General features: G+C 70.9%; 16 protein-coding genes. 10 read left to right on the top strand and 6 right to left on the bottom strand.

All coding sequences use genetic code 11. The annotated features are described in order from the left end of the window. Positions 1–48: 48 nt before the first annotated feature. The 4 genes from DFR72_RS33045 (at position 49) to DFR72_RS33030 (ending at position 3,934) form a co-directional block, all read left to right on the top strand. Positions 49–822 (top strand): TetR/AcrR family transcriptional regulator, encoded by a 774-nt coding sequence (locus DFR72_RS33045; RefSeq protein WP_090070304.1) that lies wholly within the window; start codon positions 49–51, stop codon positions 820–822. 46 nt (positions 823–868) lie between these two features. Beyond that, positions 869–1,231 carry a hypothetical protein gene (locus DFR72_RS33040; protein ID WP_143086904.1) on the top strand — a complete coding sequence of 121 codons (363 nt, stop codon included), beginning with the start codon at positions 869–871 and terminating at the stop codon, positions 1,229–1,231. A gap of 45 nt (positions 1,232–1,276) precedes the next feature. After that, positions 1,277–2,311: an alpha/beta hydrolase gene (locus tag DFR72_RS33035; RefSeq protein ID WP_090070308.1), complete on the top strand. Its 1,035-nt coding sequence runs from the start codon at positions 1,277–1,279 to the stop codon at positions 2,309–2,311. 75 nt (positions 2,312–2,386) lie between these two features. Then, positions 2,387–3,934: an outer membrane protein assembly factor BamB family protein gene (locus tag DFR72_RS33030; RefSeq protein WP_090070310.1), complete on the top strand. Its 1,548-nt coding sequence runs from the start codon at positions 2,387–2,389 to the stop codon at positions 3,932–3,934. On the opposite strand, the gene DFR72_RS33025 is transcribed toward DFR72_RS33030, so the two are convergent. Together DFR72_RS33025 and DFR72_RS33020 are read right to left on the bottom strand one after the other, a co-directional pair. Beyond that, a complete protein-coding gene (locus DFR72_RS33025) occupies positions 3,914–6,493 on the bottom strand; it encodes an AfsR/SARP family transcriptional regulator (RefSeq protein ID WP_143086905.1) in 2,580 nt (859 codons plus the stop codon). The genes DFR72_RS33030 and DFR72_RS33025 overlap by 21 nt on opposite strands. 31 nt (positions 6,494–6,524) lie before the next feature. Further along, entirely contained in the window at positions 6,525–7,601 is a 1,077-nt protein-coding gene (locus DFR72_RS33020) for an epoxide hydrolase family protein (protein ID WP_090070313.1), read from the bottom strand. 43 nt (positions 7,602–7,644) lie between these two features. On the opposite strand from DFR72_RS33020, the gene DFR72_RS33015 reads away from it, so the two are divergent. Together DFR72_RS33015 and DFR72_RS33010 are read left to right on the top strand one after the other, a co-directional pair. Continuing rightward, complete coding sequence (locus DFR72_RS33015) at positions 7,645–8,583, top strand: helix-turn-helix transcriptional regulator (RefSeq protein ID WP_090070315.1); 939 nt, start codon at positions 7,645–7,647, stop codon at positions 8,581–8,583. A gap of 70 nt (positions 8,584–8,653) precedes the next feature. Continuing rightward, positions 8,654–9,313, top strand: coding sequence for a PP2C family protein-serine/threonine phosphatase (locus DFR72_RS33010; RefSeq protein ID WP_090070316.1), 660 nt, complete (start codon positions 8,654–8,656; stop codon positions 9,311–9,313). Here DFR72_RS33010 and ku read toward each other — a convergent pair. Further along, entirely contained in the window at positions 9,306–10,109 is an 804-nt protein-coding gene (gene ku / locus DFR72_RS33005) for a non-homologous end joining protein Ku (RefSeq protein ID WP_090070317.1), read from the bottom strand. The genes DFR72_RS33010 and ku overlap by 8 nt on opposite strands. 71 nt (positions 10,110–10,180) lie before the next feature. On the opposite strand from ku, the gene DFR72_RS33000 reads away from it, so the two are divergent. Next, complete coding sequence (locus tag DFR72_RS33000) at positions 10,181–10,678, top strand: metallophosphoesterase family protein (RefSeq protein WP_245983722.1); 498 nt, start codon at positions 10,181–10,183, stop codon at positions 10,676–10,678. On the opposite strand, the gene DFR72_RS32995 is transcribed toward DFR72_RS33000, so the two are convergent. Genes DFR72_RS32995 through DFR72_RS32985 form a run of 3 tightly spaced genes read right to left on the bottom strand, consistent with a single transcriptional unit; the run spans position 10,600 to position 16,858 of the window. Further along, positions 10,600–11,388 carry an alpha/beta hydrolase gene (locus DFR72_RS32995; protein ID WP_090070514.1) on the bottom strand — a complete coding sequence of 263 codons (789 nt, stop codon included), beginning with the start codon at positions 11,386–11,388 and terminating at the stop codon, positions 10,600–10,602. The two genes, DFR72_RS33000 and DFR72_RS32995, sit on opposite strands and share 79 nt — an antisense overlap. Before the next feature lie 50 nt (positions 11,389–11,438). Then, complete coding sequence (locus DFR72_RS32990; RefSeq protein WP_090070318.1) at positions 11,439–14,312, bottom strand: discoidin domain-containing protein; 2,874 nt, start codon at positions 14,310–14,312, stop codon at positions 11,439–11,441. Next, the gene (locus DFR72_RS32985) at positions 14,306–16,858 is read right to left on the bottom strand and encodes an NPCBM/NEW2 domain-containing protein (RefSeq protein ID WP_090070319.1); all 2,553 of its coding nucleotides are present in this window, start codon (positions 16,856–16,858) and stop codon (positions 14,306–14,308) included. The genes DFR72_RS32990 and DFR72_RS32985 overlap by 7 nt, the downstream gene beginning before the upstream one ends. 119 nt (positions 16,859–16,977) lie before the next feature. On the opposite strand from DFR72_RS32985, the gene DFR72_RS32980 reads away from it, so the two are divergent. The 3 genes from DFR72_RS32980 to DFR72_RS32970 are packed head-to-tail and all read left to right on the top strand — an operon-like array spanning position 16,978 to position 19,215. After that, complete coding sequence (locus DFR72_RS32980; protein WP_090070321.1) at positions 16,978–17,268, top strand: hypothetical protein; 291 nt, start codon at positions 16,978–16,980, stop codon at positions 17,266–17,268. A gap of 1 nt (position 17,269) precedes the next feature. After that, positions 17,270–18,565 (top strand): sensor histidine kinase, encoded by a 1,296-nt coding sequence (locus DFR72_RS32975; protein WP_245983721.1) that lies wholly within the window; start codon positions 17,270–17,272, stop codon positions 18,563–18,565. Then, complete coding sequence (locus DFR72_RS32970) at positions 18,562–19,215, top strand: response regulator transcription factor (protein ID WP_090070322.1); 654 nt, start codon at positions 18,562–18,564, stop codon at positions 19,213–19,215. Before DFR72_RS32975 ends, DFR72_RS32970 begins: the two co-directional genes overlap by 4 nt. Positions 19,216–19,267 lie beyond the last annotated feature (52 nt).

Genomic DNA, 19,267 nt, shown 5'->3' with positions numbered 1-19,267 from the left:
TAAAGTATCGACCGGCAAGGTTACTTTACGTTGTAAGGAGTCGCAACCGTGGTCGTCTACGCAGGTCAGGGCGACCCACGCCGGTCCATCGAGCTGCTCTGGCGGGCGTCGGTCGCGGAGAAGCGTCCCGGCCCGAAGCCCGGTCTGAGCGTGGACGCGATCGTCGACGCGGCCATCGAGGTCGCCGACGAGCAGGGCATGGCGTTCTCGATGCGCGCGGTGGGGGAGCGGCTCGGACGCACGGCCATGGCGCTCTACACGTACGTGCCGGGCAAGAACGAGCTGGTCGACCTCATGTACGACCGCGCGATGGCCGAGCTGCCGGCGTCCTATCCGCTCGACGACGGCTGGCGGCCCGCCGTCACGCGCTGGGCGCACGACATGTGGGAGTTCTACAGCCGTCACCCGTGGATGCTGCAGGTGTCGCAGGCACGCCCGGTGCTCGGGCCGCACGAGTTCGCGGTGATCGAGGCGCTGGCCGCGATCCTGGTGACCACCGGCCTGCCCGGCCGGGAGCTGCGGGGCATCGTCGGCGCCGTGAACTACTTCGTGCGCGGTGCGGCGCAGACCGTGTCCGAGGCCCGTGCCGCGGGCGGCGCGACCGGGGAGGGCGACGAGGAGTGGTGGTACGCGCGGTCGGCCGTGTTGCTGGAGGTCGAGCCCGACCTGGAGAAGAAGTTCCCGATGCTGCACGTGCTGGAGAGCGACAGGGAACCCGTCGATCCGGAACTGCCGTACCTGGAGAACGACGCCGTGGAGAACTTCCGCAGCGGGTTGAAGGTCCTCCTCGACGGCGTCGAGGCCGCTGTAGCGAAACCGTGACGAAGTCCGGACGCGCACGGCACACGGGCTCGATGAGATCGTCGCCATGGCAATCGTCAGAGTCCTTGTGGCCGTCGCGTGCGCCCTGGTGCTGACGGCGCCGAGCACGGCGGCCGCTCCCTCGCAGGACGACCACCGCCCCGCGACCATGACGATGAGTTACCGGGCCGGAGATCTCGTCGCGGTGGTGCACGCGCCGCGCACCCTCACCGGTGTGCGGCCGCTGGTGTTCACCCACGACGTCTCCGCCACGGTGCTGGTGCGGCGCGGTGCCGTGGTGGTGCTGGTGCACGATCCGTCGTCGCTGACGCGGCACCACGGGCTGTGGCGTGAGCTGAGTGCGGGCACCGGGCCGCTGGCGGAGCGGTTCGCCGGGTTCGCCGGCCACTTCGTCGTGGCACAACCGTGACGGCGTCCTCACAGGACGCCCACAAGTTCCCGATGGGATCACCTCATGGCAATCGGAAAAGCCGCGGCCGCCGTCGCGATCGCGATGGTGCTGGCCGCCCCTACGACCTCCGCCGCCCCGGACGGCCACGGGTCCGGCGTCAGAAGGGTCGAGTACTCGCTCGGTGACCGGGCATTTCAGGTGCCCGGCTTTCACACCGGACCGGGCGGTCCCGTCGCGGACCTCGAACTCACCGCGGTCGTGCATGCGCCGCGCACGCTCGTCGGCGAACGGCCGCTGGTGCTGCTCGCGCACGGTTACTGGAAACCGTGCGCCGACGACCAGTGGGTCTGGCCGTGTCCGTCCGGGAACGCGTTCCCGAGCTACCGCGGGTACGACTACCTCGCCGAGGATCTGGCGCGGCAGGGTTTCGTGGTCGTGTCGGTGAGCGTGAACGGCGTCAACGCGGGCGAGATGGGCGAGATCGCGGACGTTGCGCGGGCGGCGGTGATGAGCAGGCACCTGCGGTTGTGGCGTGACCTCAACGAGGGCAAGGGGCCGCTGAAGCTGCCGGGGTTCCGCGGGCACGTCGACCTGACCAACGTCGGCACGCTCGGCCACTCACGCGGTGGTCGTGGCGCGGTGTACCAGGCGTCGGACAAGCACGCCGCCGAACTGCCGGCGGGCGTGAGGATCAAGGCCGTGCTCCCGCTGGCGCCCGCCGACTACTACGCACCGGATCCGGAAGCGCCGGAGAACCTCGACTACCGCATCACGAAGACCCCGTTCGCGGTCATGACAGGCGGCTGCGACGGCGCCGTCAGCGGCACCACGTTCATCGAGAACGCCAAGGGCCGCAACGTCGTCCCGATCCACGCCGTCACGCCGAAGAACGCGAACCACAACTACTTCAACACCGAATGGTCCTACGACAACGACAGCACCTGCCCGGCCACCGCGCTGACCCCCGAGCAGCAGCGCAAGGTCGCCACGACCTACGTCCCGGCGTTCTTCCAGCAGTACCTCAACGGCCGGAAGAACCCGATCGTCGGCAAGGGCTTTCCGGGCGTCGACGTCGTGACGCATCAACCGATCGGTTAACCCTGAAGGAGACTTTGGGGGGACGTTTCGCTCTTCCGCCGCTGCCAGGCTGGGTGGCGGAAGGGGGAAAATTCCATGCTCAGAACAACTGCGCTGCTCACCGCGGCGCTCGTGGTGCTGACCGCGGCACCCGCCACCGCGCACGCCGGCGGCGACTGGACCGGGTGGGCGAAGGACCTCGACGGTACGCGGCACCAGGCCGCCGAATGGCGGATCAACGCGGGCAACGCCGGGAAGCTCGAGCTGAAGTGGGCGTTCGCCTATCCCAAGGGCGACTACAACGGCGTCCGCAGCCAGCCCGCCGTCGTGGGCGACACGATCTACTTCGGTGGCCCCGACGGGAAGTTCTACGCCCGTGACGCGCGCACCGGCCGTTCCCGCTGGGAGTTCACGCTCCCTCAGGCCGACCGGTACGCGTTCAACTCCGACGGTCCCACTGTGGCCGACGGCAAGGTGTTCTTCGGGGACAGCGCGAGCAGGTTCTTCGCGCTCGACCAGCGCACCGGCCGCCTGAGGTGGCAGGTGCAGCTCGACACCGGCATCGCGTCGATGACCACCAGCTCACCGATCGTCCACAACGGACTGGTGTACGTCGGCACCTCCAGCAGTGAGAACGTGCTGCCGAACACGCACGCCTGCTGCACGTTCCGCGGTCACATCGACGCCTACGACATCGACACCGGCGCGCTGGTCTGGCGCCATTACACGGTGCCGGAACCGGTCGAGGTCGGCACGTGGCCCAACGGCGCCAAGCGGTTCGAGCCGTCCGGTGTCGGTGTGTGGAGCTCGCCGGTGGTCGACCGCAGGACCGGCACGCTCTACGTCGGCACGGGTCAGAACTACACGGGCAAGGGCGGTGAGTTCGACTCGCTGCTGGCGCTCAACGCCCGTACCGGCGCGGTGAGGTGGACCAACCAGGTCACCGACGCCGACACGTGGCGCGACGCGTGCAACCAGCCCGACGCCGAGGGCTACTGCCCGGGGCTCAAGGACGGCACCAACCTCGACTACGACATCGGCGCCACGCCGAACCTGTTCACCGTCAACGGCCGCCGGCTCGTCGGCGTCGGCCAGAAGTCCGGTGTGTACCACGTGTTCGACGCGTCGACGGGGCAGGTCGTGTGGCGTCGTCAGCTCGGCGTGCCGCTGCCCAGCGGTGGCATCTCTGGCATCCAGTGGGGATCGAGCTTCGACGGCAAGCGGCTCTACATCGCGACCTACTACGCAGGTCCCGGCAAGCTGTTCGCGGTGGATCCCGGCACCGGCACCGTTCTGTGGGAGACCCCGGCACCCGCCGACGGCTGCTCCACGGGCGGTGCGGCCGGTCAGCCCGGGTGCTACCAGGCGCACGGCGTGCCCGTGTCCAGCTCGCCCGGCGTGGTGTGGCTGGGCGCGCTCGACGGCAAGTTCCGCGCCTACAACTCGAAGACCGGCCAGATCATCTGGGCGCACGACACCATCCAGGACGTGCGCGGTGTCAACGGGCTGACCGGGCGCGGCGGCACGCTGGCCGGGCCCGGTGCCGGTGCGGTGGTGTCGGACGGCATGGTCTACGTGCAGTCGGGTTACTCATCGGCCTACGAGAACCCGCATGGCCACGTGCTACTGGCGTTCGGCTTGTAGCTTCGCGCGCACCTTGTCGGCAGGCAGGCCTGCCTGGGTGCGCAGCTCGACCGCTTTGCGCCAGGCCTCCCGGGCCAGTTCGGCGGCACCCGCGGCAGCGTGGGTGTCGCCGAGCTGTTCGTACGCACCGGCTTCGAGCGGGAGGTCGCCGCCGAGCCGGAACATCTCCGACGAGCGGGTGAACGCCTCGGCGGCCCGCACGTGGTCGCCCAGCCCGAGGTAGCCGGTGCCCAGGTTGTCCCACGCCTCGGCCTGGCCGATGAGGTGGTCCATCTCCCGCCACCTCAGCATCGCGCGCTCGGCGTACTCGATCGCCTCCGCGTACTCGCCGAGTTTGCCGTGGCCCCAAGCGAGCCCGGTCAGCGCGTTGGCCTGGCCGTAGGAGTCGCCGCACTGCTCGAACAACGCGAGCCCGCGCCGCGTGTGCTCCATCGCCTCGCCGATCCGGTCGTCCGGGCACAGCATCGCGATGTTGAGCAGCACCCCGGCCTGCCCGGCCGGATTGCCCTCGTACACCTCGAACGCCCGGTTCAGCGCGGCGGTGGCCTCCTCGGGCCGGCGCATGCGGCTCAGGCCGCGGCCGAGGTTGATCAGCGTGCGGCCGAGGCCGTCGGCGTCGTCGAGCTGTTCCACGGCGGCGACCGCGAGTTGTTGCGACGTCAGGAGGTCCTGGTAGTGGGCCTGGCGGGCCAGGGCGTCGGCGAGCGACCAGCCCATCAGCCACGTCTGCGCCGGCGTGCCGTGCGGCATCGCCGCCATCAGTGCCGGGTGCTCGGCCAGCAGCCACGCCAGCGCTTCCTCGTGCGTGCCGAACCGCAGGACCACGACGCCGGGAGCCGGTGGCGGGGTGGCCGGGCGGTGGCGGCTGGGCGTGTACACGACACCGGCCTCGACGGCCGTCAGCGCGAGGTGGTCGAGCAGCCGGTGCAGGGCCTCGTCGCGTTCGCCGGCGTGGGTCAGTTCGGCCGCGTAGTCGCGCAGCAGGTCGTGGCAGGTGAACCGGCCCGGCTCCGGCTGGTCGATCAGGTTCGCCGTCGCGAGTTCGGCGAGCAGCGCCTCGGTCTCCCGCACGTCCAGCGCCGCCAGGGACGCGGCTCCGGCGAGGCTGATGTCCGAGCCCGGCATCAGGCCCAGCAACCGGAACAGCCGCAGCGCCGCGGGGCTCAACGCCTTGCAGGAGTGGGAGAACACCGAACGCAGGTCCGCGGTGACGTCATCGTCGTCGGCGAACGCGTCGAGGTCCGCGAGTTCGTCCGCGAGCGCCGCCAGCGGGAACTCCGGCTGCGTCGCCGCCCGAGCACCTGCCACCGCGAGGGCGAGCGGCAGGCGCGCGCAGCGGCGCACCACGGTGTCGACGGCGTCCGGCTCGGCCCGCGCCCGGTCGTGCCCGATGCGGGCGGCCAGCAGTTCGCGGGCGTCCTCCGGTGGCAGCAGGCCCAGCGGCAGGGCCTTGGCGTGGGCCGGTCTGAGCGAGGTGCGGCTCGTGATCACCACGTGCGCGCTCGGCGAGCGCGGCAGCAGCGGTTCGACCTGCTCGGCGTCCGTCGCGTTGTCCAGCAGCATGAGCACCCGCTTGTCCGCGAGCGCGTCCCGCAGCAGCGCCGACTGCCCCGCGAGGTCGTGCGGCACCTGGGCGCGTGGCACGTCGAGCGCCGAGAGGAACCGCAGCAACGCGTCACCGGGGCTGACCGCGGCGCCGCTCGGGCCGAAGCCGTGCAGGTTCACGTAGAGCTGGCCGTCGGGGAACCGGTCCATGGCCTGGTGCGCCCAGTGCACGGCCAGCGAGGTCTTGCCGACCCCGCCGGTACCGGTGATCACCACGACGCCGTTCGGTGCCTGGTCCAGTTCCGCGAGCTCCAGCGCCCGGCCGGTGAACGGCTTGGGCGCGGCCGGCAGCTGGCGCGGTGCCGAGGCCGCCTGCAACCGCCGGTGCAGGGTCGCGAGGTGCCGCGACGGTTCGGCGCCCAGCTCGCCGGCGAGCCGGGCGCGCACGAACTCGAAGTGCCGCAACGCTTCCGCCGCGCGTCCGCTGCCCTGCAACGCCTCGATGAGCTGGGCGGCGATCCGTTCGTCCAGCGGCCGTCCGGCGGCCAGGGCGTGCAGTTCGGGCACCAGCTCCGCGTGCTCACCATTCGCCATCCGCTGGTCGACGTGGTCGAGCCGGGCCGCGAGCAGCTCGTCCGCGAAGTCCGCGCGCAGCTGCCGGGCCCACGGCGTGTCCAGTGTGGACAGCGGCTCGTCCCGCACGAGCGCCAGCGCGTCGGTCGTCCTCCCGGTGCGCACCAGGTGCCGGAACAGGTGCAGGTCGACCTCCAGCGGGTCGACCCGCACCACGTACCCGTTGCCGTCGCGTTCGATGAGGCCGGGCAACGTCTGCCGCAGCCTGGTGAGCCACGTCTGCATCATCGCGCGGGCCCGCGGCGGAGGGGCGTCGCCCAGCACGCGTTCGACCAGTTCCTCGGCTGTCACGACCTGACCCGCGCCGGCGAGCAGCACGCCGAGCAGCGCACCGACGCGGGTCGGACCGAACTCGGTCGTGCCGAAGATCGTGTACCGCACGGTGATCACCGTAGCCGCTCCGGCGACACCCTCACAAAAGAAACGCCTCTCGCAGTTCCGCGACCATCAGCTCCGGCACCTCCAGCGCGGCGAAGTGCCCGCCCCGCGGCATTTCGGTCCACCGCACGATGGTGTGGTTGCGTTCGGCCATCCGCCGGATCGGCACCCCCACGTCGTGCGGGAACAGCGCGACCGACGTCGGTGTCGCGGACATCGGCTCCAGCTCGCCCCACGTCTCGTCCCCCTCCTGGTAGTACCGCGCCGACGAGCCCGCGGTCCGGGTGAACCAGAAGATCGACGCGTTCGTCAGCAGCGCGTCGAGGGGTACCCCGATCTCCGGGTCGCTCCACGTGTGGAACGCCCATTCGATCCACTCGAGCTGGGCGAGCGGCGAGTCGGTGAGCGCGTGCGCGACCGACTGCGGCCGGGTGCTCTGCATCGACACGTACCCGAACTGTTCGTACTCGTACTGGAAAGCCTTTTCCACTGACCGCCGCTCGGCGTCGACGCTCATGTCCGCCGTCTCCTGGGTGACACCGGCGGAGAAGATCTGGTTGACGTGCACGGCCTTCACCTCGTCCCGCATCCCGAGCTGGCGGGTGAGCATGGCGCCGAAGTCGTAGCCGTGCGCGAGGTAGCGGTCGTAGCCCAGGCGTCGCATGAGCTCGGCGACCACATCGGCCACGCGCGGGATGGTCCAGCCGAGCTCCGCGGTGGGGCCGGAGAACCCGAAGCCCGGCACGGACGGGATCACGAGGTGGAAGTCGCGGCTGAGCGGTTCGAGCATCTCCTCGAACGCGAAGCACGTCGTCGGCCAGCCGTGGATGAGCAGCAGCGGCTCGGCGTTCGCCTTGGGGCTGCGCACGTGGAGGAAGTGCAGCGGGGTGCCGTCGATCTCGGTGACGAACTGCGGGATCTTGTTGAGCCGCCGTTCCCGCTCGCGCCAGTCGAAGTCGCGCCAGTGGGCCACGAGCTTCCGGAGGCGGTCCTGGGGTGTGCCCTGCGCCCAGCTCGCGCCCGCCGGTTCGCTGGGCCAGCGCGTCTGGTCGAGGCGGCGGTGCAGGTCGTCGACGTCGGACTGGGGGATGGTGATCTCGAACGGCTTCATGTCGGCGACGCTATGACCCCTATAGGACAGTTATGGTCCTACAGTGGCCTCTGCTCGTTTGCTGAAGTTGCTCGGTCTGCTGCAGTCGCGCCGTGAGTGGTCCGGTTCGGAGCTTGCGGACCGGTTGGGCGTCACCACGCGCACGGTCCGCCGTGACGTCGACCGGCTTCGTTCGCTGGACTACCCGGTGCACGCCTCGATGGGCACGTCCGGCGGCGGTTACCGGCTCGGGCCGGGCGCGCGGTTGCCGCCGTTGCTGCTGGACGACGACGAAGCCGTGGCCGTGGCGGTCGGGCTGCGGACCGCGAGCGGTATCGAGAACATCGGTGAGACGGCCGTGCGCGCGTTGCTGAAGGTCGAGCAGGTGCTGCCTTCCGCGCTGCGGCACCGGGTCGCGGCGCTGGAGATCGCGACGGTGCCGCACACCTCGGCGCCCGCCGCGGTCGACGCCGGGCTGCTGACCCTGGTCGGGACGGCCTGCCGCGACCGGCAGCGGATCCGGTTCGGCTACGCCGGGCACTCGGGGGAGGAGTCGCAGCGCGAGGCCGAGCCGCACCGGCTCGTGACGTGGGGCCGCCGCTGGTACCTGGTCGCCTGGGACCTGCTGCGGGAGGACTGGCGCACTTTTCGACTCGATCGGATGAACGTGCGGACTCCGTTCGGTGCCCGTTTCACGCCCCGTGAGATCCCGGGCGGTGACGCGGGGGCGTTCGTGGCGGCGCGCGTGGCCGATCGGTGGCCGGTGCAGGGCGTCGTACGACTGAGCGTGCCCGCCTCGGAGGCCGTGGGGTGGCAGAGCTACGGCGAGGTTTCGGCTGTGGACGAAACCTCGTGCCACGTGCGGGTCGGAGGCGAGACGATGGACGACGTGGTGTTCATGCTCGCGAGCATCACCGTCGAGTTCGAGGTCGTCTCCCCGCCGGAGCTGTCCGCCGCGTTGCTCCGGGCGGCGGACCGGTTTCGCAGGGCGGCGAAGTTCTAGAGAATTTCTCAGGGTCCTGACAGCAGACTCCTAGGCGGACAGGGCTTAGTGGAGGTCAGGGAGGTCCGCCATGCTGATCGATCACACCAGGCCGCTGGACACGGTTCCGCTGGGCACCGAGCTCACCGCGACCCACTCGTCGGACCGTGGACCGCGCAGGTACAACGCCGATGCCTTCGCCGTGGGCCGCCGCACGTTCGTGGTCGCCGACGGGGTGGGTGACTCCGCGGCCGCCGCCGAAGCCGCGTGGGCCGCCGCACGTGCCGCGGCGCTGCTGGCGGACCCGGTCGCCGCGATCCTCGCCGCCCGCGACGCCCTCCAGGTGCACTCGGGTGACGCCGTGGTCGTCGTGGCCACGGCCCGCCCGGACGGCGGTTTCACCGTGGCGTGGGCAGGCGACGCCCGCGCGTACGCCTCCGACGGCTCGGACCTCGTCCAGCTCACCACCGACCACACGGTCGCCGAGTACTTCCGCGAGCGCGGCATCAAGCCCGAACCGCGGCTGGAGCACGTCGTCACCAACACCGTCCGCCACGCGACGCCGGAGAACATCGGCCGTGCGGCGACACGGGCTCCCCAGCTCGTCCTCGTGTCCGACGGCGTCTACGGGCCGTTGGGGCACAACGGGATCGAGGCGATCATGTCGGGGCACGCCACGGCGGAGCGTCTGGTGCGTGCGGCGCTGTACGCGCGCGGCACCGACAACGCGACGGCGCTCGTGGTCAGCTGACCTTCTTGCCGCGCTTCTTCTTGCTCGCCTCGACGCTGCGCTGCAACGCCTCCATGAGGTCCACGACCCCGGTTGCCGCCGCGGGCTCGTCCTCGACCTTGACCTTGCGGCCCTTCTGCTTGGCCTTGATCAGCTTGTTGACACGCTCGGTGTAGGTGTCGCGGTAGTCCTTGGGCCGCCAGTCGTCGGCCATGGACTCGACCAGCGACACCGCCATGTCGAGCTCCTTGCCGCGCGGCGCCCGGCCCTCCGGCGTCACGTCCAGCACGTCCTTGGGCTTGCGGATCTCGTCGGCGAAGAACAGCGTGTGCACGGCGAGGATGCCCTTGTCCTCGGTGAGTGCGGTCAGGTACTGCTTGCCGCGCATGACGAACATCGCGATGCCCGCGCGGTTCGTCTTCTTCATCGCCTGCGCCAGCAGCAGGTACGGGCGGGAGAACTCGGGCTTGGCCGGCCCTAGCCAGTAGGTCTTCTGGAAGTGCACCGGGTCGATCTCGTCGATGTCCACGAACGCCTCGATGTCGAGGGTGCGGCTGCGGCCCGGCGCGATCTCGTCCAGTTCCTCGGGCTCCACGACCACGTACTCGCCGTTCTCGACCTCGTGCCCCTTCACGATCTTGTCGTAGGGGACCTCACGGCCGGTGCGCTCGTTGACGCGCTTGTACCGGATGCGGTCGGAAGTGCCGCGCTGGAACTGGTTGAAGTGCACGGTGTGGTCCTCGGTGGCGCTGTACAGCTCCACCGGGATGCTCACGAGTCCAAAACTGACAGAACCGCTCCAGATCGCCCTCGCCATGCAGGTCAAGTACCCGCCACACGCCACTGTTACTCGTCGATCGGCCTTCGTCACCCGCTCTTGCTACCGTCATGGGCGTGAGAGTCGTGGTGCTGTCCGACACCCACGCGCCGCGGTTCTGGAAGCGGTGCCCACCGGCCGTGGCCGAGCACCTGCGGTCAGCCGACCTGATCCTGCACGGCGGGGACGTCTGCGTCGCTCCCGTACTGGACGAGCTGGCGCAGTACGCGCCCGTCGTCGCCGTGTGCGGCAACAACGACGGCCCGGACGTGGTGGCGTGGGGCGCGCCGGACGTGGTCGAGTCCGACATCGAGGGCCTGCCGTTCGCGATGATCCACGACAGCGGCCAGAAGACCGGCCGGATGGCGAGGATGCGCCGCCGGTTCCCCGCCGCCCGGCTCGTCGTGTTCGGGCACTCGCACATCCCGTGGGACGAGCAGCAGGACGGCGTCCGCGTGTTCAACCCCGGCTCGCCCACGGACAAACGGCGTCAGCCGCACGGCACGATCGGGCTGCTGGACGTCGCCGACGGAGTCCTGCTCGACGCCCGGATCGTGCCGATCTCCTGAGCCCAGGCCGCGAGCCGGAGGCGGAGCACCTCATAGACGTCGGGGTCGAACCCCATACTGGTGTGCGTGCTGCGCACCTCGACGCACTCGGCGCAAGGGTCCTGGCACAGCTCCCACGGCACGACGCCATCCGAACGCGAGAAGATGGAGATCGCGGGAACGCGCAACGGCTCAGCGAGCGCCTTGATGTGCTCGTCGAAGCACGGCCCGCGCAGGCAGTCGTCATCGAGCAGTCCGGGCACACCCGCGGCGGCGAGACGGGTGAGGAATCGGACGGAGCGCATGAGGCTGGGGCGGACGCCCATCGGGTCGAGCACTGGGCTGCCCATCATCACCAGGCCGTGCACCAGGTCGGGGCGCCGGGCGGCGGCGAGCCGACCGAGCCAGCCGCCGCGGCTCTGGCCGAGCAGCACCACCGGACGTCCGGTGCGCTCGGCATGCTCTTCGGTGTTGCGCAGGAGTTTCGCGAGCAGGTCGGTGGTGCAGCCCACGGTGAACCCGAGACCCGCGCTCGTCGGCAGGTAGCCACGGGCGCGCAACCACGACGCGACCGGTAGGAGGCTCATGTCTCCCACGCCGAAGCCGGGCGCGAGGACGACGCCCAGACCTTTGCCGTGGCCCCGGTCAGCGCCGCCCCACACCGGGTGCCGCAGCAGCTTCGGCACGCTCCACACCGCGCGGACGATGCTTTCCCGCGTGCCAGAACGCATTCCTTCGAACATGTTCTCGGTTTGCCTGGCGTGCGCCGGTTAAACCCGCGTCACCCGCCGGAAGTCACCACGATGCTCCGCAACGTTGCGTGACCTGGTCGCCATTGAGTCGACACCGCGACGTAGCGGGCGGATCGAGCTTCCCCGTAGGCCTTGCCGTCCACGCTGTACGTGACCGTGTGCGGCGGTGGCGTTCGGTGCGTCCACTGCAGAGTGACGTCGCCGATGGCGTGCACGGCGCCGAGGTCGACCACCATGCGGCCGTCACGGCCCGGTGTCCACGCGGTGTGCTGCTCACCGTCCACAGCGGCGGCGGGGTCGCTCATGCCGGGCGGCAGCACGGAGTTCGGGAACGTGACACGCCCGAGCGCGAGGTCGTTGATGGGGAACGGCCGGACGCCCGGCATGCTCACCGTGCGCTCGGCACGGCCCAGCACGACCGGCAGGCTGCGGCCGTCGCGGTGGACCAGCACGAACATCGCCGGGCCGCCGCGGAACGTGACCCGCTGCGCGTCGTGCACGACGGCGGTGATGCCCGGCGGGATGCCCCGTGCGCTGAACCACGGCGCCTCGACCCGTGCGGTGGCGGCGGGCAGGCTGAGCGCGTACTCGGTGCCGTCGCGCGTCGTGATCTGCGTGCCCCGGTACAGCCGGAAGCCGCGCAGGCGGACGGTTCCGGTGACGTCGGCGCCGGAGAGGTTGAAGAGGCTGAGGAACCCGTCCGCGGTGCTCGCGCGCACTCCCTCGGGGCACTGCGGCGCCGGTTCCGCCGCGATCTCGCGCAGGTCCGCCCGGACGTACCCCTCCACGATCCCGGCCGGCACGGTGATCGTGTCGCCCTGCACGGTGATCGGCCCGGCCGACCGCGCGACGAACCCGGCCCGGCCGTCCACGTCGAGCCAGCCCGCGGTGCCGAGGTCCGGGCGCGGGTACGTGGCCACCGTCGTCCACGCGGCGCCGTCCGTCGAGGTCTCGACGCGGTAGGCGCCCGCGGCCGCTGTCTCCCAACGCAGGCGCACGCGGTCCACGGTCGTGGCGGTGCCGAGGTCGACGGCGATCCAGCTGTCCGCGCGGCCGCGTTCGGCGCGGGCGACCGCCCAGCGCGTGGCCGGATCGCCGTCGACCGCCTTCGCCGGTTCGTAGCCGGGGTCGAACGACGACGCCGTCACCGTCCCCGGACCTACCTCGAACTCGAACAGCGAGTAGCCGTAGGTGGGGTGCGGGGTGACGCCGGTCATGCGGACGTGGCGGGCCGTCGTCGCCGGGAACGTCAGGTCGTCGACCCGGAACCCCTCGCGTGCCGGGACCGTGACGCGTCCCGCCGCTCCGGTGTAGGTGCGGGAACCGCTCAGGCCGGGCATCCCGGGCATCGCGAGGTTGTGCACGTCGACCCGGCCGGGGCGGGGCAGCGCGCACACGATCGTGCCGGTCGGCAGGGTGGCGGTGCCGGCGAACCCGTCCGCGAACCGCAGCAGGCTCGCCGTCGCGTCGAAACCGTCGCGCACCTGCTGGTAGGCAACGGCGTTGCGCCCGGTGACGGTCGCGGGCGGCAGCAGCACCGGGGTCGCACCGCTGATCTTGAACAGCCAGTCGTCGTGCGCCGGCTGCCACGCGAGCTTCGTGAACCCCGGCTTGGTCACCGTGCCCGCCCAGGCCGCCGCCGACTGGTGCGTCAGCAGACCGGGGTCGGCGCCGTGGTCGATCGTGATCGCCGCGCGGGTGAAGAACTCCTGCTCGGACACCGGTTTCGCGGGCGGGCGCAGTTCGTGCAGCAGATAGGAGATCGCGAGCTCCGCGCGTGCCTCCGGCTCGTACTTGGCCTCACCGGAGAACTTCGCCAGCCGGTGGATCGGCGGATGTGCCTGGTAGGCGAGCAGCCGGGACGCGAGCGCGGCCTCGGCGCGGGCGGCCATCGGGTCGCGCAGGACGGTGGAGCGGAACGCGAGCGGGATGACGTCACGGCCGTAGAGGTGCTCCCGGTCGTTGACCATCGGCATCAGCGGCTCGCCGGCGTCGCTCATCGTGGCGAGGATGGTGCGCCACAACAGTTCTCCGTTGGGTTGCCTGGTCAGCACCTCGGGCAACGGTCGTCCGGCGAGCAGGAAGTGCACGGCGTTGCGGCCCGACGTGCGCCAGAGCTCTTCCTGGTAGTGCGGGCCGAACGACCCGTGGTTCTCGACGATGAACGTGTCGTGCAGGTTGGTCGCCGTGTTGGCGGAGATCGGCACACCGTCCACTGTGGAGGGGTTGGCGAGGTCGGCGGCGGGAAGGCCCGCCTCGTTGCGGCTCCACCGGCAGAACGCCTCCCGCCAGCCCGGTCCGTCGCCGTGCCAGGCCAGGCCGGGCGCGAGTGCCTGGGCGTAGACGCCCATCTCCTCCAGCTTCGTGTCGCCCCGGTGACCGCCGACGAGCCCGTTGGGCGTCCAGCTGCCGGAGCGCGGATCGTTGCCGGTGCCGAGCGACGTCGTGTACTCGGCCTGGCCGCGGGCGATCGCCTCGACGTTCGCGCGGGTGGCCGCGTCGAGGTCCGGCCAGAGCAGCCGGGCGGCCAGCACGAAGTAGGACTGGAAGGTGGTGTCCCAGAACAGGGTCTTGCCCCACTCCGTGCCGCCCGCCAGCACGTTGCTCGCCGCGAAGTGCCTGATCGTGGCGAGCGTGTGGTCGCGCAGGACGTTCTTCTCGACGCCCGCCAGTGCCGCGTCGTAACTGCCCCTGGTGAGCAGGACGGCGTTGCCGAGCACGACCGCGAACCCGAAGTCGGTGCGCCGGTAGCGCCCTGCTGTGGCGTCGTACTGCGTCTCGGCCCACCTCGTGTGCCTGAGCAGCACCTCGTAGTAGGTGTCCTTCAGTTGTGCTACCGAGACTTTCGGCGCGACTGTCAGCACACCCGTGGCGTAGAGGAACGTTCTGCGGTTGATCAGCATGTCAGGGCTGCCTCCGCCCAGTCGGCGTGGTCGAAGTTGCGGCCGTCGCCGCCGTCGGTGACGCGGAGGCTGAGCATCCGGACACCGCTGACGTCGACGTCGATCGGGACAGCCGCGCCCTTGCCGCTGATGACTCCGCTGTCGTACAGGGGTTTGTCGTCGCCGAACACCTGGAACACCACCGAGCCGGGCTGTTCGGTCTCGTCGTCGAGGCCGATCTTCGCCGCGATCCGTTCGCAGCCTCGGCCCAGGTAGACCGAGACCTCGGACGGCGCGTGCGTGCCGAGGCCCTTGGCGTAGGTGACGCCGCCGATGGTCAACGGCGCGCCGTCACCGCCGGTGTTCTCGCCGTTGGACCTGTCCCGCTCGACCGGGCCCCAGCCGTTGGTCTCGCTCATGAACGGCAGATCGCTGACCTGCGCGCCGTTGCCCGGTACCGGGGGAGGGACGAACGCCTTGACGGCCTGCTCGACGTGCACACCGGAACCGAAGGTGGCGACGACCGGCAGGTCCACCGGGCCGACCCGCGTTCCGGCGGTGAGCCGCCAGCGCCCGCTGACCGACTCGCCCGGCGCGAGCGTGCGGCGCTGGACCGCGGCACCCGTGACGGACCAGCCCTCGGGCGCGGTCGCCGTCAGCCTGACGTCGCGGATCTCCTTGTCGCCGTTGGTGAACGTGCCGGAGACCTCGATCGCCGTACCCGCCGGGGTGTCGGTCGTGCCGGTGGGCCCGACGGTCAGCGTGGTCTTCGGGACCTGGCGGATCGGCTGGTCGCACGTCCGCAGGCCGGGCCGGTAGCGGCAGACGACCGCCGCGAACCCGCCGTTGCGCTTCGCGGCCACGCTCAGGGTGTCGGTGTTGCGCAGGACCTGCGTGTCGCGCACGACGTCGGCCCTGGTGGCGGGGTCGCGCACGGTCTCGACCAGCCACTGACCGCCGCCGGCGAAACTCAGCGGCGCCCGCAGCGTGCGTTCCTGGGTGGCGATGCCGCCGACGAACCACCTGTCGCCGTTGCGGCGTGCGACCACCGCGTGCGAGTCGGGGTCGCCGTCGAGCAGGCGGCTCTCGTCCCAGACCGTCGGGACCTGGTCGAGGTAGCGCAACGCCTGCGGATGCCGTTCGTAGGCCTCGGGCTTGTCCGCGAAGTGCGTCCAGCCCGACTCGTAGACGACCGGCAGCGCGACCTCGTGCGCGATCGACGCCTCCTTCGTGCCGACTTCGAGCGACACGGGCGTGTAGTCCATCGAGCCAGCGACGTTGCGGGTGAAGAACTGCACGGGGTTGTTCGCGGCGGGCGGGTAGTTCTCGGCGCCGCGCACGGCCTCCATCGTGAGCACGTGCGGCCACGTGCGCGCGAGGCCGTGCGGGATGGTGGAACCGTGGAAGTTGACCATCAGCTTCAAGTCGGCCGTCTTCTGCAGCACCGCGTCGTACCAGCGGTAACGCTCCTGCGAGTCGGACTCCATGAAGTCGAGCTTGACGCCCTTCGCGCCCCACTGCTTGATCCTGGGCAGCACGGTGTCGCGTTCCTGCGCCGTGTCCAGATCGCTCCAGTGCAGCCACAGCAGGATCTCCACGCCCTGCGCGCGGGCGTGGCGGATGAGCTCCGGCACCCACGCGGCGCTCCAGCCCTCGTCGACCAGCGCGTACTCCCAGCCGTTGCGGGCGGCGAAGTCGACGTACTGCTTCTGCCGCGCGAAGTCGCTGGGGCTGGAGTGCTCGCTCAGCCACGACCAGGCGACCTTGCCCGGCCTGACCCAGCTCACGTCCGCGAACTTCGCCGGGCTCGCCAGGTCGTCCACCAGCGTGGACGTGCTCACGGTGCCCAGGTCGCCGACGATCGCGGTGCGCCACGGGGTCGTGCCGGTCGAGGCGACCTGCGCGTCTGCCAGCACGACCTGGAAACCGTCGCCGCTCTTGCGCAACCTGCTGCCCGCGTACCCGCCGTCCACATCGGACTCGGTGAGCAGCGCGAAGTCCTGCCCCGTCTGGAACAGCGACGGGTAGCCGAAGTCGCCGGTGGCCTCACCCGCGGTCGTGCGCACGCGGTTGGCCTCGTACCAGGCGTTGTAGGGGAGCAGCCACGCCTTGGAGTCGGCGGCGACGCTGAAGGCGGACGCCTCCGCCGTGACCGTCGCCGGCGCGGGCAGCACGTAGCGGTAGGCGACGCCGTCCGCCGCGGCGCGCACGACCAGGTCGAAGCTGCCGGCGGCGTTGCGGAAGCCGAACCTCGCCTCGGTCATGCGGGCGGAACGGTGCAGCCGTTTGCCGTGGGGCATCGTGTAGTGATCGATGACAACGCGGTCACTGCGCCCCGTGAACGTCAGGCCCTCGGTGAGATCCGCGGTGGTCGTGGTGAGGCCGACGCGCGCCGGCTTGAGCACGGTTCTACCCTGCCTGCTCACGTCCAGAGTCAGGTTTCCGCTGTTCAAGGACAGTCTCGCGGTGACCTGCCCCGGTCCGGCCACGGTCCAGCCGGTCGGCGCGGCCGTCGCGGGCACGGCGGGCAACAGCAGGGCGAGCACGAGTACGAGCAGTCGTGACATCGTTGTCAGCTCCTGGGTGTGGGACCGCTCTCATCGTGTTGGTCCGCACGATCCCGGTCAAGGGGCTGATGGTTATCAGTCGATTTGCGGACAGATGAAGAGATCTTCATCTTGGTCTCATGCGGCACTTCGCGAGGGACGGCAGGCTCGGTCGCATGCTGCCGTCCGCCCGCACCGGCACGGTCCTCGTGGCCGTGCTCAGCGTGGCGTGCGCGCTCGCGGCGGTGCTGCTCGTGCTGACCGTGGTGCGGCCGGTACCGCCTGACGTGCGCACGCCGGAAGTGCGGATAGGACGCTCCGCTCCGCCGACGACCTCCTCGGTGGTGCCCACTCCCGGGCCGGTGCTACCCACTCCGGGGTCGGTGCTGCCGCCGCCACCGCCGGGTGATGACGACGACGAGGACGACTGACGTGCCCGCACGCATGAAGATCATGTGCTGGCTCCTCGGCCTGATGACGCTCGTCCTCGCGACCGTCGTGGTCGTGGTGTGGCGCCTGCTGCTCGTCGACGTCGACGACCGCGTCAACCGCGCCCTGGAGCAGGAGACCACCGAGTTCGGCGCCTACGCGGAGACCCACGCCGGTGACGCCGGCGCCGTCGCCGAGTCCCACCTGCGCCTGCAGTACCCGGACGAGCACGAGCTCCACCTGGCCGTGCTGTCCGGCCGAGTGCTGGTGCAGCGCTCCGAGGTGACCTATGCGCTGGAGCACGACCGCGCCGTGCTGGGCGCGATCACGTCCTCCGGTGCGCCGTGGGGCGTCGCGGCCACCCCGGCCGGGCCGTTCCGGTGGGCGAAGGTGCACACGGCCGCGCCGCAGGAGATGTGGTTCGTCACCGGCTACTTCGAGGACGGCGTGCGGGCACCGGTGCACTCGACGGTGCGCGTTCTGGTCCTGGTGTCACTGGCCGGCCTGCTGATCGCCGCGCTGATCGCGTGGTTCGTGGCCGGGGTGGTCCTCGCTCCGATCCGCGTGGTCCGCCAGGCCGCCGCCGAGATCACCGAGGACGACCTCACCCGCCGCATCCCGGTGTCGGGCAACGACGACGTGGCGGCACTGGCGAAGCAGTTCAACTCGATGCTCGACCGCCTCGACCGCTCGTTCCGCCTGCAGCGCCAGTTCCTCGACGACGCCTCCCACGAGCTGCGCACCCCGATCACCATCGTGCGCGGCCACCTGGAACTGCTCGGCGACTCGCCGCAGGAGCGCGCTGAAGTGGTGCGGCTGTGCACCGACGAGCTCGACCGCATGGCCCGCCTGGTCGAGGACCTGCTGCTGCTCGTCAAGTCCGGACGCCCCGACTTCCTGCGTCCCGTCACCGTGAGCCTCCCGGAGCTCACCAGCGACATCGACGCCCACCTGCGCGCTCTCGGCGGCCGCCGCTGGGTGCTCGACTCGATCGCGGAAGGCGAGGCCGTGCTGGACCCGCAACGCGTCACCCAGGCCGTTCTGCAGCTCGCCTCGAACGCCGTCCGCCACACCACCTCGGGTGCGACCATCCGTTTCGGATCCTCTGTGGACTCCGTGGTCTCGTTCTGGATAGCCGACTCCGGGCCCGGCGTGAGCGACGAGTCGTTGCTCTTCTCCCGGTCCACCGGCCTCGGCCTGCCGATCGTGAAAGCCATCGCCGAAGCCCACGGAGGCGCGGTGCGGGTGCGGTCGGTGGCGGGCGAGGGCGCGACGTTCGTGGTGGAGGTGCCCCGATGACCGGCCGGATCTTGATCGTCGAGGACGAGGCGCGCATCGCCTCGTTCGTGGAGAAAGGCTTGCGGGCCAACGGTTTTACCACCTCCGTCGTGGCCTCCGGGGCGGACGCGCTGTCGTGGGCAGCCTCGTTCGACCTGGTGGTGCTGGACATCGGCCTGCCCGACCTCGACGGCTTCTCGGTCCTGAAGGCCCTGCGCGAGCAGGGCGTGGCCACCCCGGTGATCATCCTGACCGCCCGCGACTCCGTGCACGACACCGTGGCGGGGTTGTCCGGCGGCGCCGACGACTACATGACCAAGCCGTTCCGCTTCGAGGAACTGCTGGCGCGCGTCCGGCTCCGCCTGCGCCCGCCCGGCGTGCCGGAGGCCACCGTGCTCACCGCCGGTTCGCTGTCGCTGGACCTGCGCACCCGCCAGGCCGTGCTGCCGTCCGGCTCGGTCGACCTCACCGCCCGTGAGTTCGCCCTGCTGGAGCTGTTCCTGCGGCATCCGGGGCAGGTGCTGGTGCGCGAGCAGATCCTGTCCCACGTGTGGGGGTACGACTTCGACCCCGGGTCCAACGTGGTCGACGTGTACGTGCGGTCGTTGCGGCGCAAGGTCGGGGCGGAGCGGCTGGAGACGGTGCGCGGCATGGGGTATCGCTTGGTGTAGATGAAAGCTCCTTCATCCGGGCCTCACCCGGGGGTCAGGGTGGCCGCGCAGG

The sequence above is a fragment of the Lentzea flaviverrucosa genome, assembly GCF_003350445.1.
Classification (GTDB): Bacteria; Actinomycetota; Actinomycetes; order Mycobacteriales; family Pseudonocardiaceae; genus Lentzea; species Lentzea californiensis.
The sequence above is the reverse complement of the archived record's forward strand: the minus strand, read 5'-3'. Positions and strand labels throughout refer to the sequence as shown.

Coding starts and splice junctions, on each gene's coding strand:
- DFR72_RS33040 (WP_143086904.1), top strand. CDS start 869: ATGGCAATCGTCAGAGTCCTTGTGGCCGTCGCGTGCGCCCTGGTGCTG.
- DFR72_RS33035 (WP_090070308.1), top strand. CDS start 1,277: ATGGCAATCGGAAAAGCCGCGGCCGCCGTCGCGATCGCGATGGTGCTG.
- DFR72_RS33030 (WP_090070310.1), top strand. CDS start 2,387: ATGCTCAGAACAACTGCGCTGCTCACCGCGGCGCTCGTGGTGCTGACC.
- DFR72_RS33020 (WP_090070313.1), bottom strand. CDS start 7,601: ATGAAGCCGTTCGAGATCACCATCCCCCAGTCCGACGTCGACGACCTG.
- DFR72_RS33010 (WP_090070316.1), top strand. CDS start 8,654: ATGCTGATCGATCACACCAGGCCGCTGGACACGGTTCCGCTGGGCACC.
- ku (WP_090070317.1), bottom strand. CDS start 10,109: ATGGCGAGGGCGATCTGGAGCGGTTCTGTCAGTTTTGGACTCGTGAGC.
- DFR72_RS33000 (WP_245983722.1), top strand. CDS start 10,181: ATGGGCGTGAGAGTCGTGGTGCTGTCCGACACCCACGCGCCGCGGTTC.
- DFR72_RS32995 (WP_090070514.1), bottom strand. CDS start 11,388: ATGCGTTCTGGCACGCGGGAAAGCATCGTCCGCGCGGTGTGGAGCGTG.
- DFR72_RS32990 (WP_090070318.1), bottom strand. CDS start 14,312: ATGCTGATCAACCGCAGAACGTTCCTCTACGCCACGGGTGTGCTGACA.
- DFR72_RS32985 (WP_090070319.1), bottom strand. CDS start 16,858: ATGTCACGACTGCTCGTACTCGTGCTCGCCCTGCTGTTGCCCGCCGTG.
- DFR72_RS32980 (WP_090070321.1), top strand. CDS start 16,978: ATGCGGCACTTCGCGAGGGACGGCAGGCTCGGTCGCATGCTGCCGTCC.
- DFR72_RS32970 (WP_090070322.1), top strand. CDS start 18,562: ATGACCGGCCGGATCTTGATCGTCGAGGACGAGGCGCGCATCGCCTCG.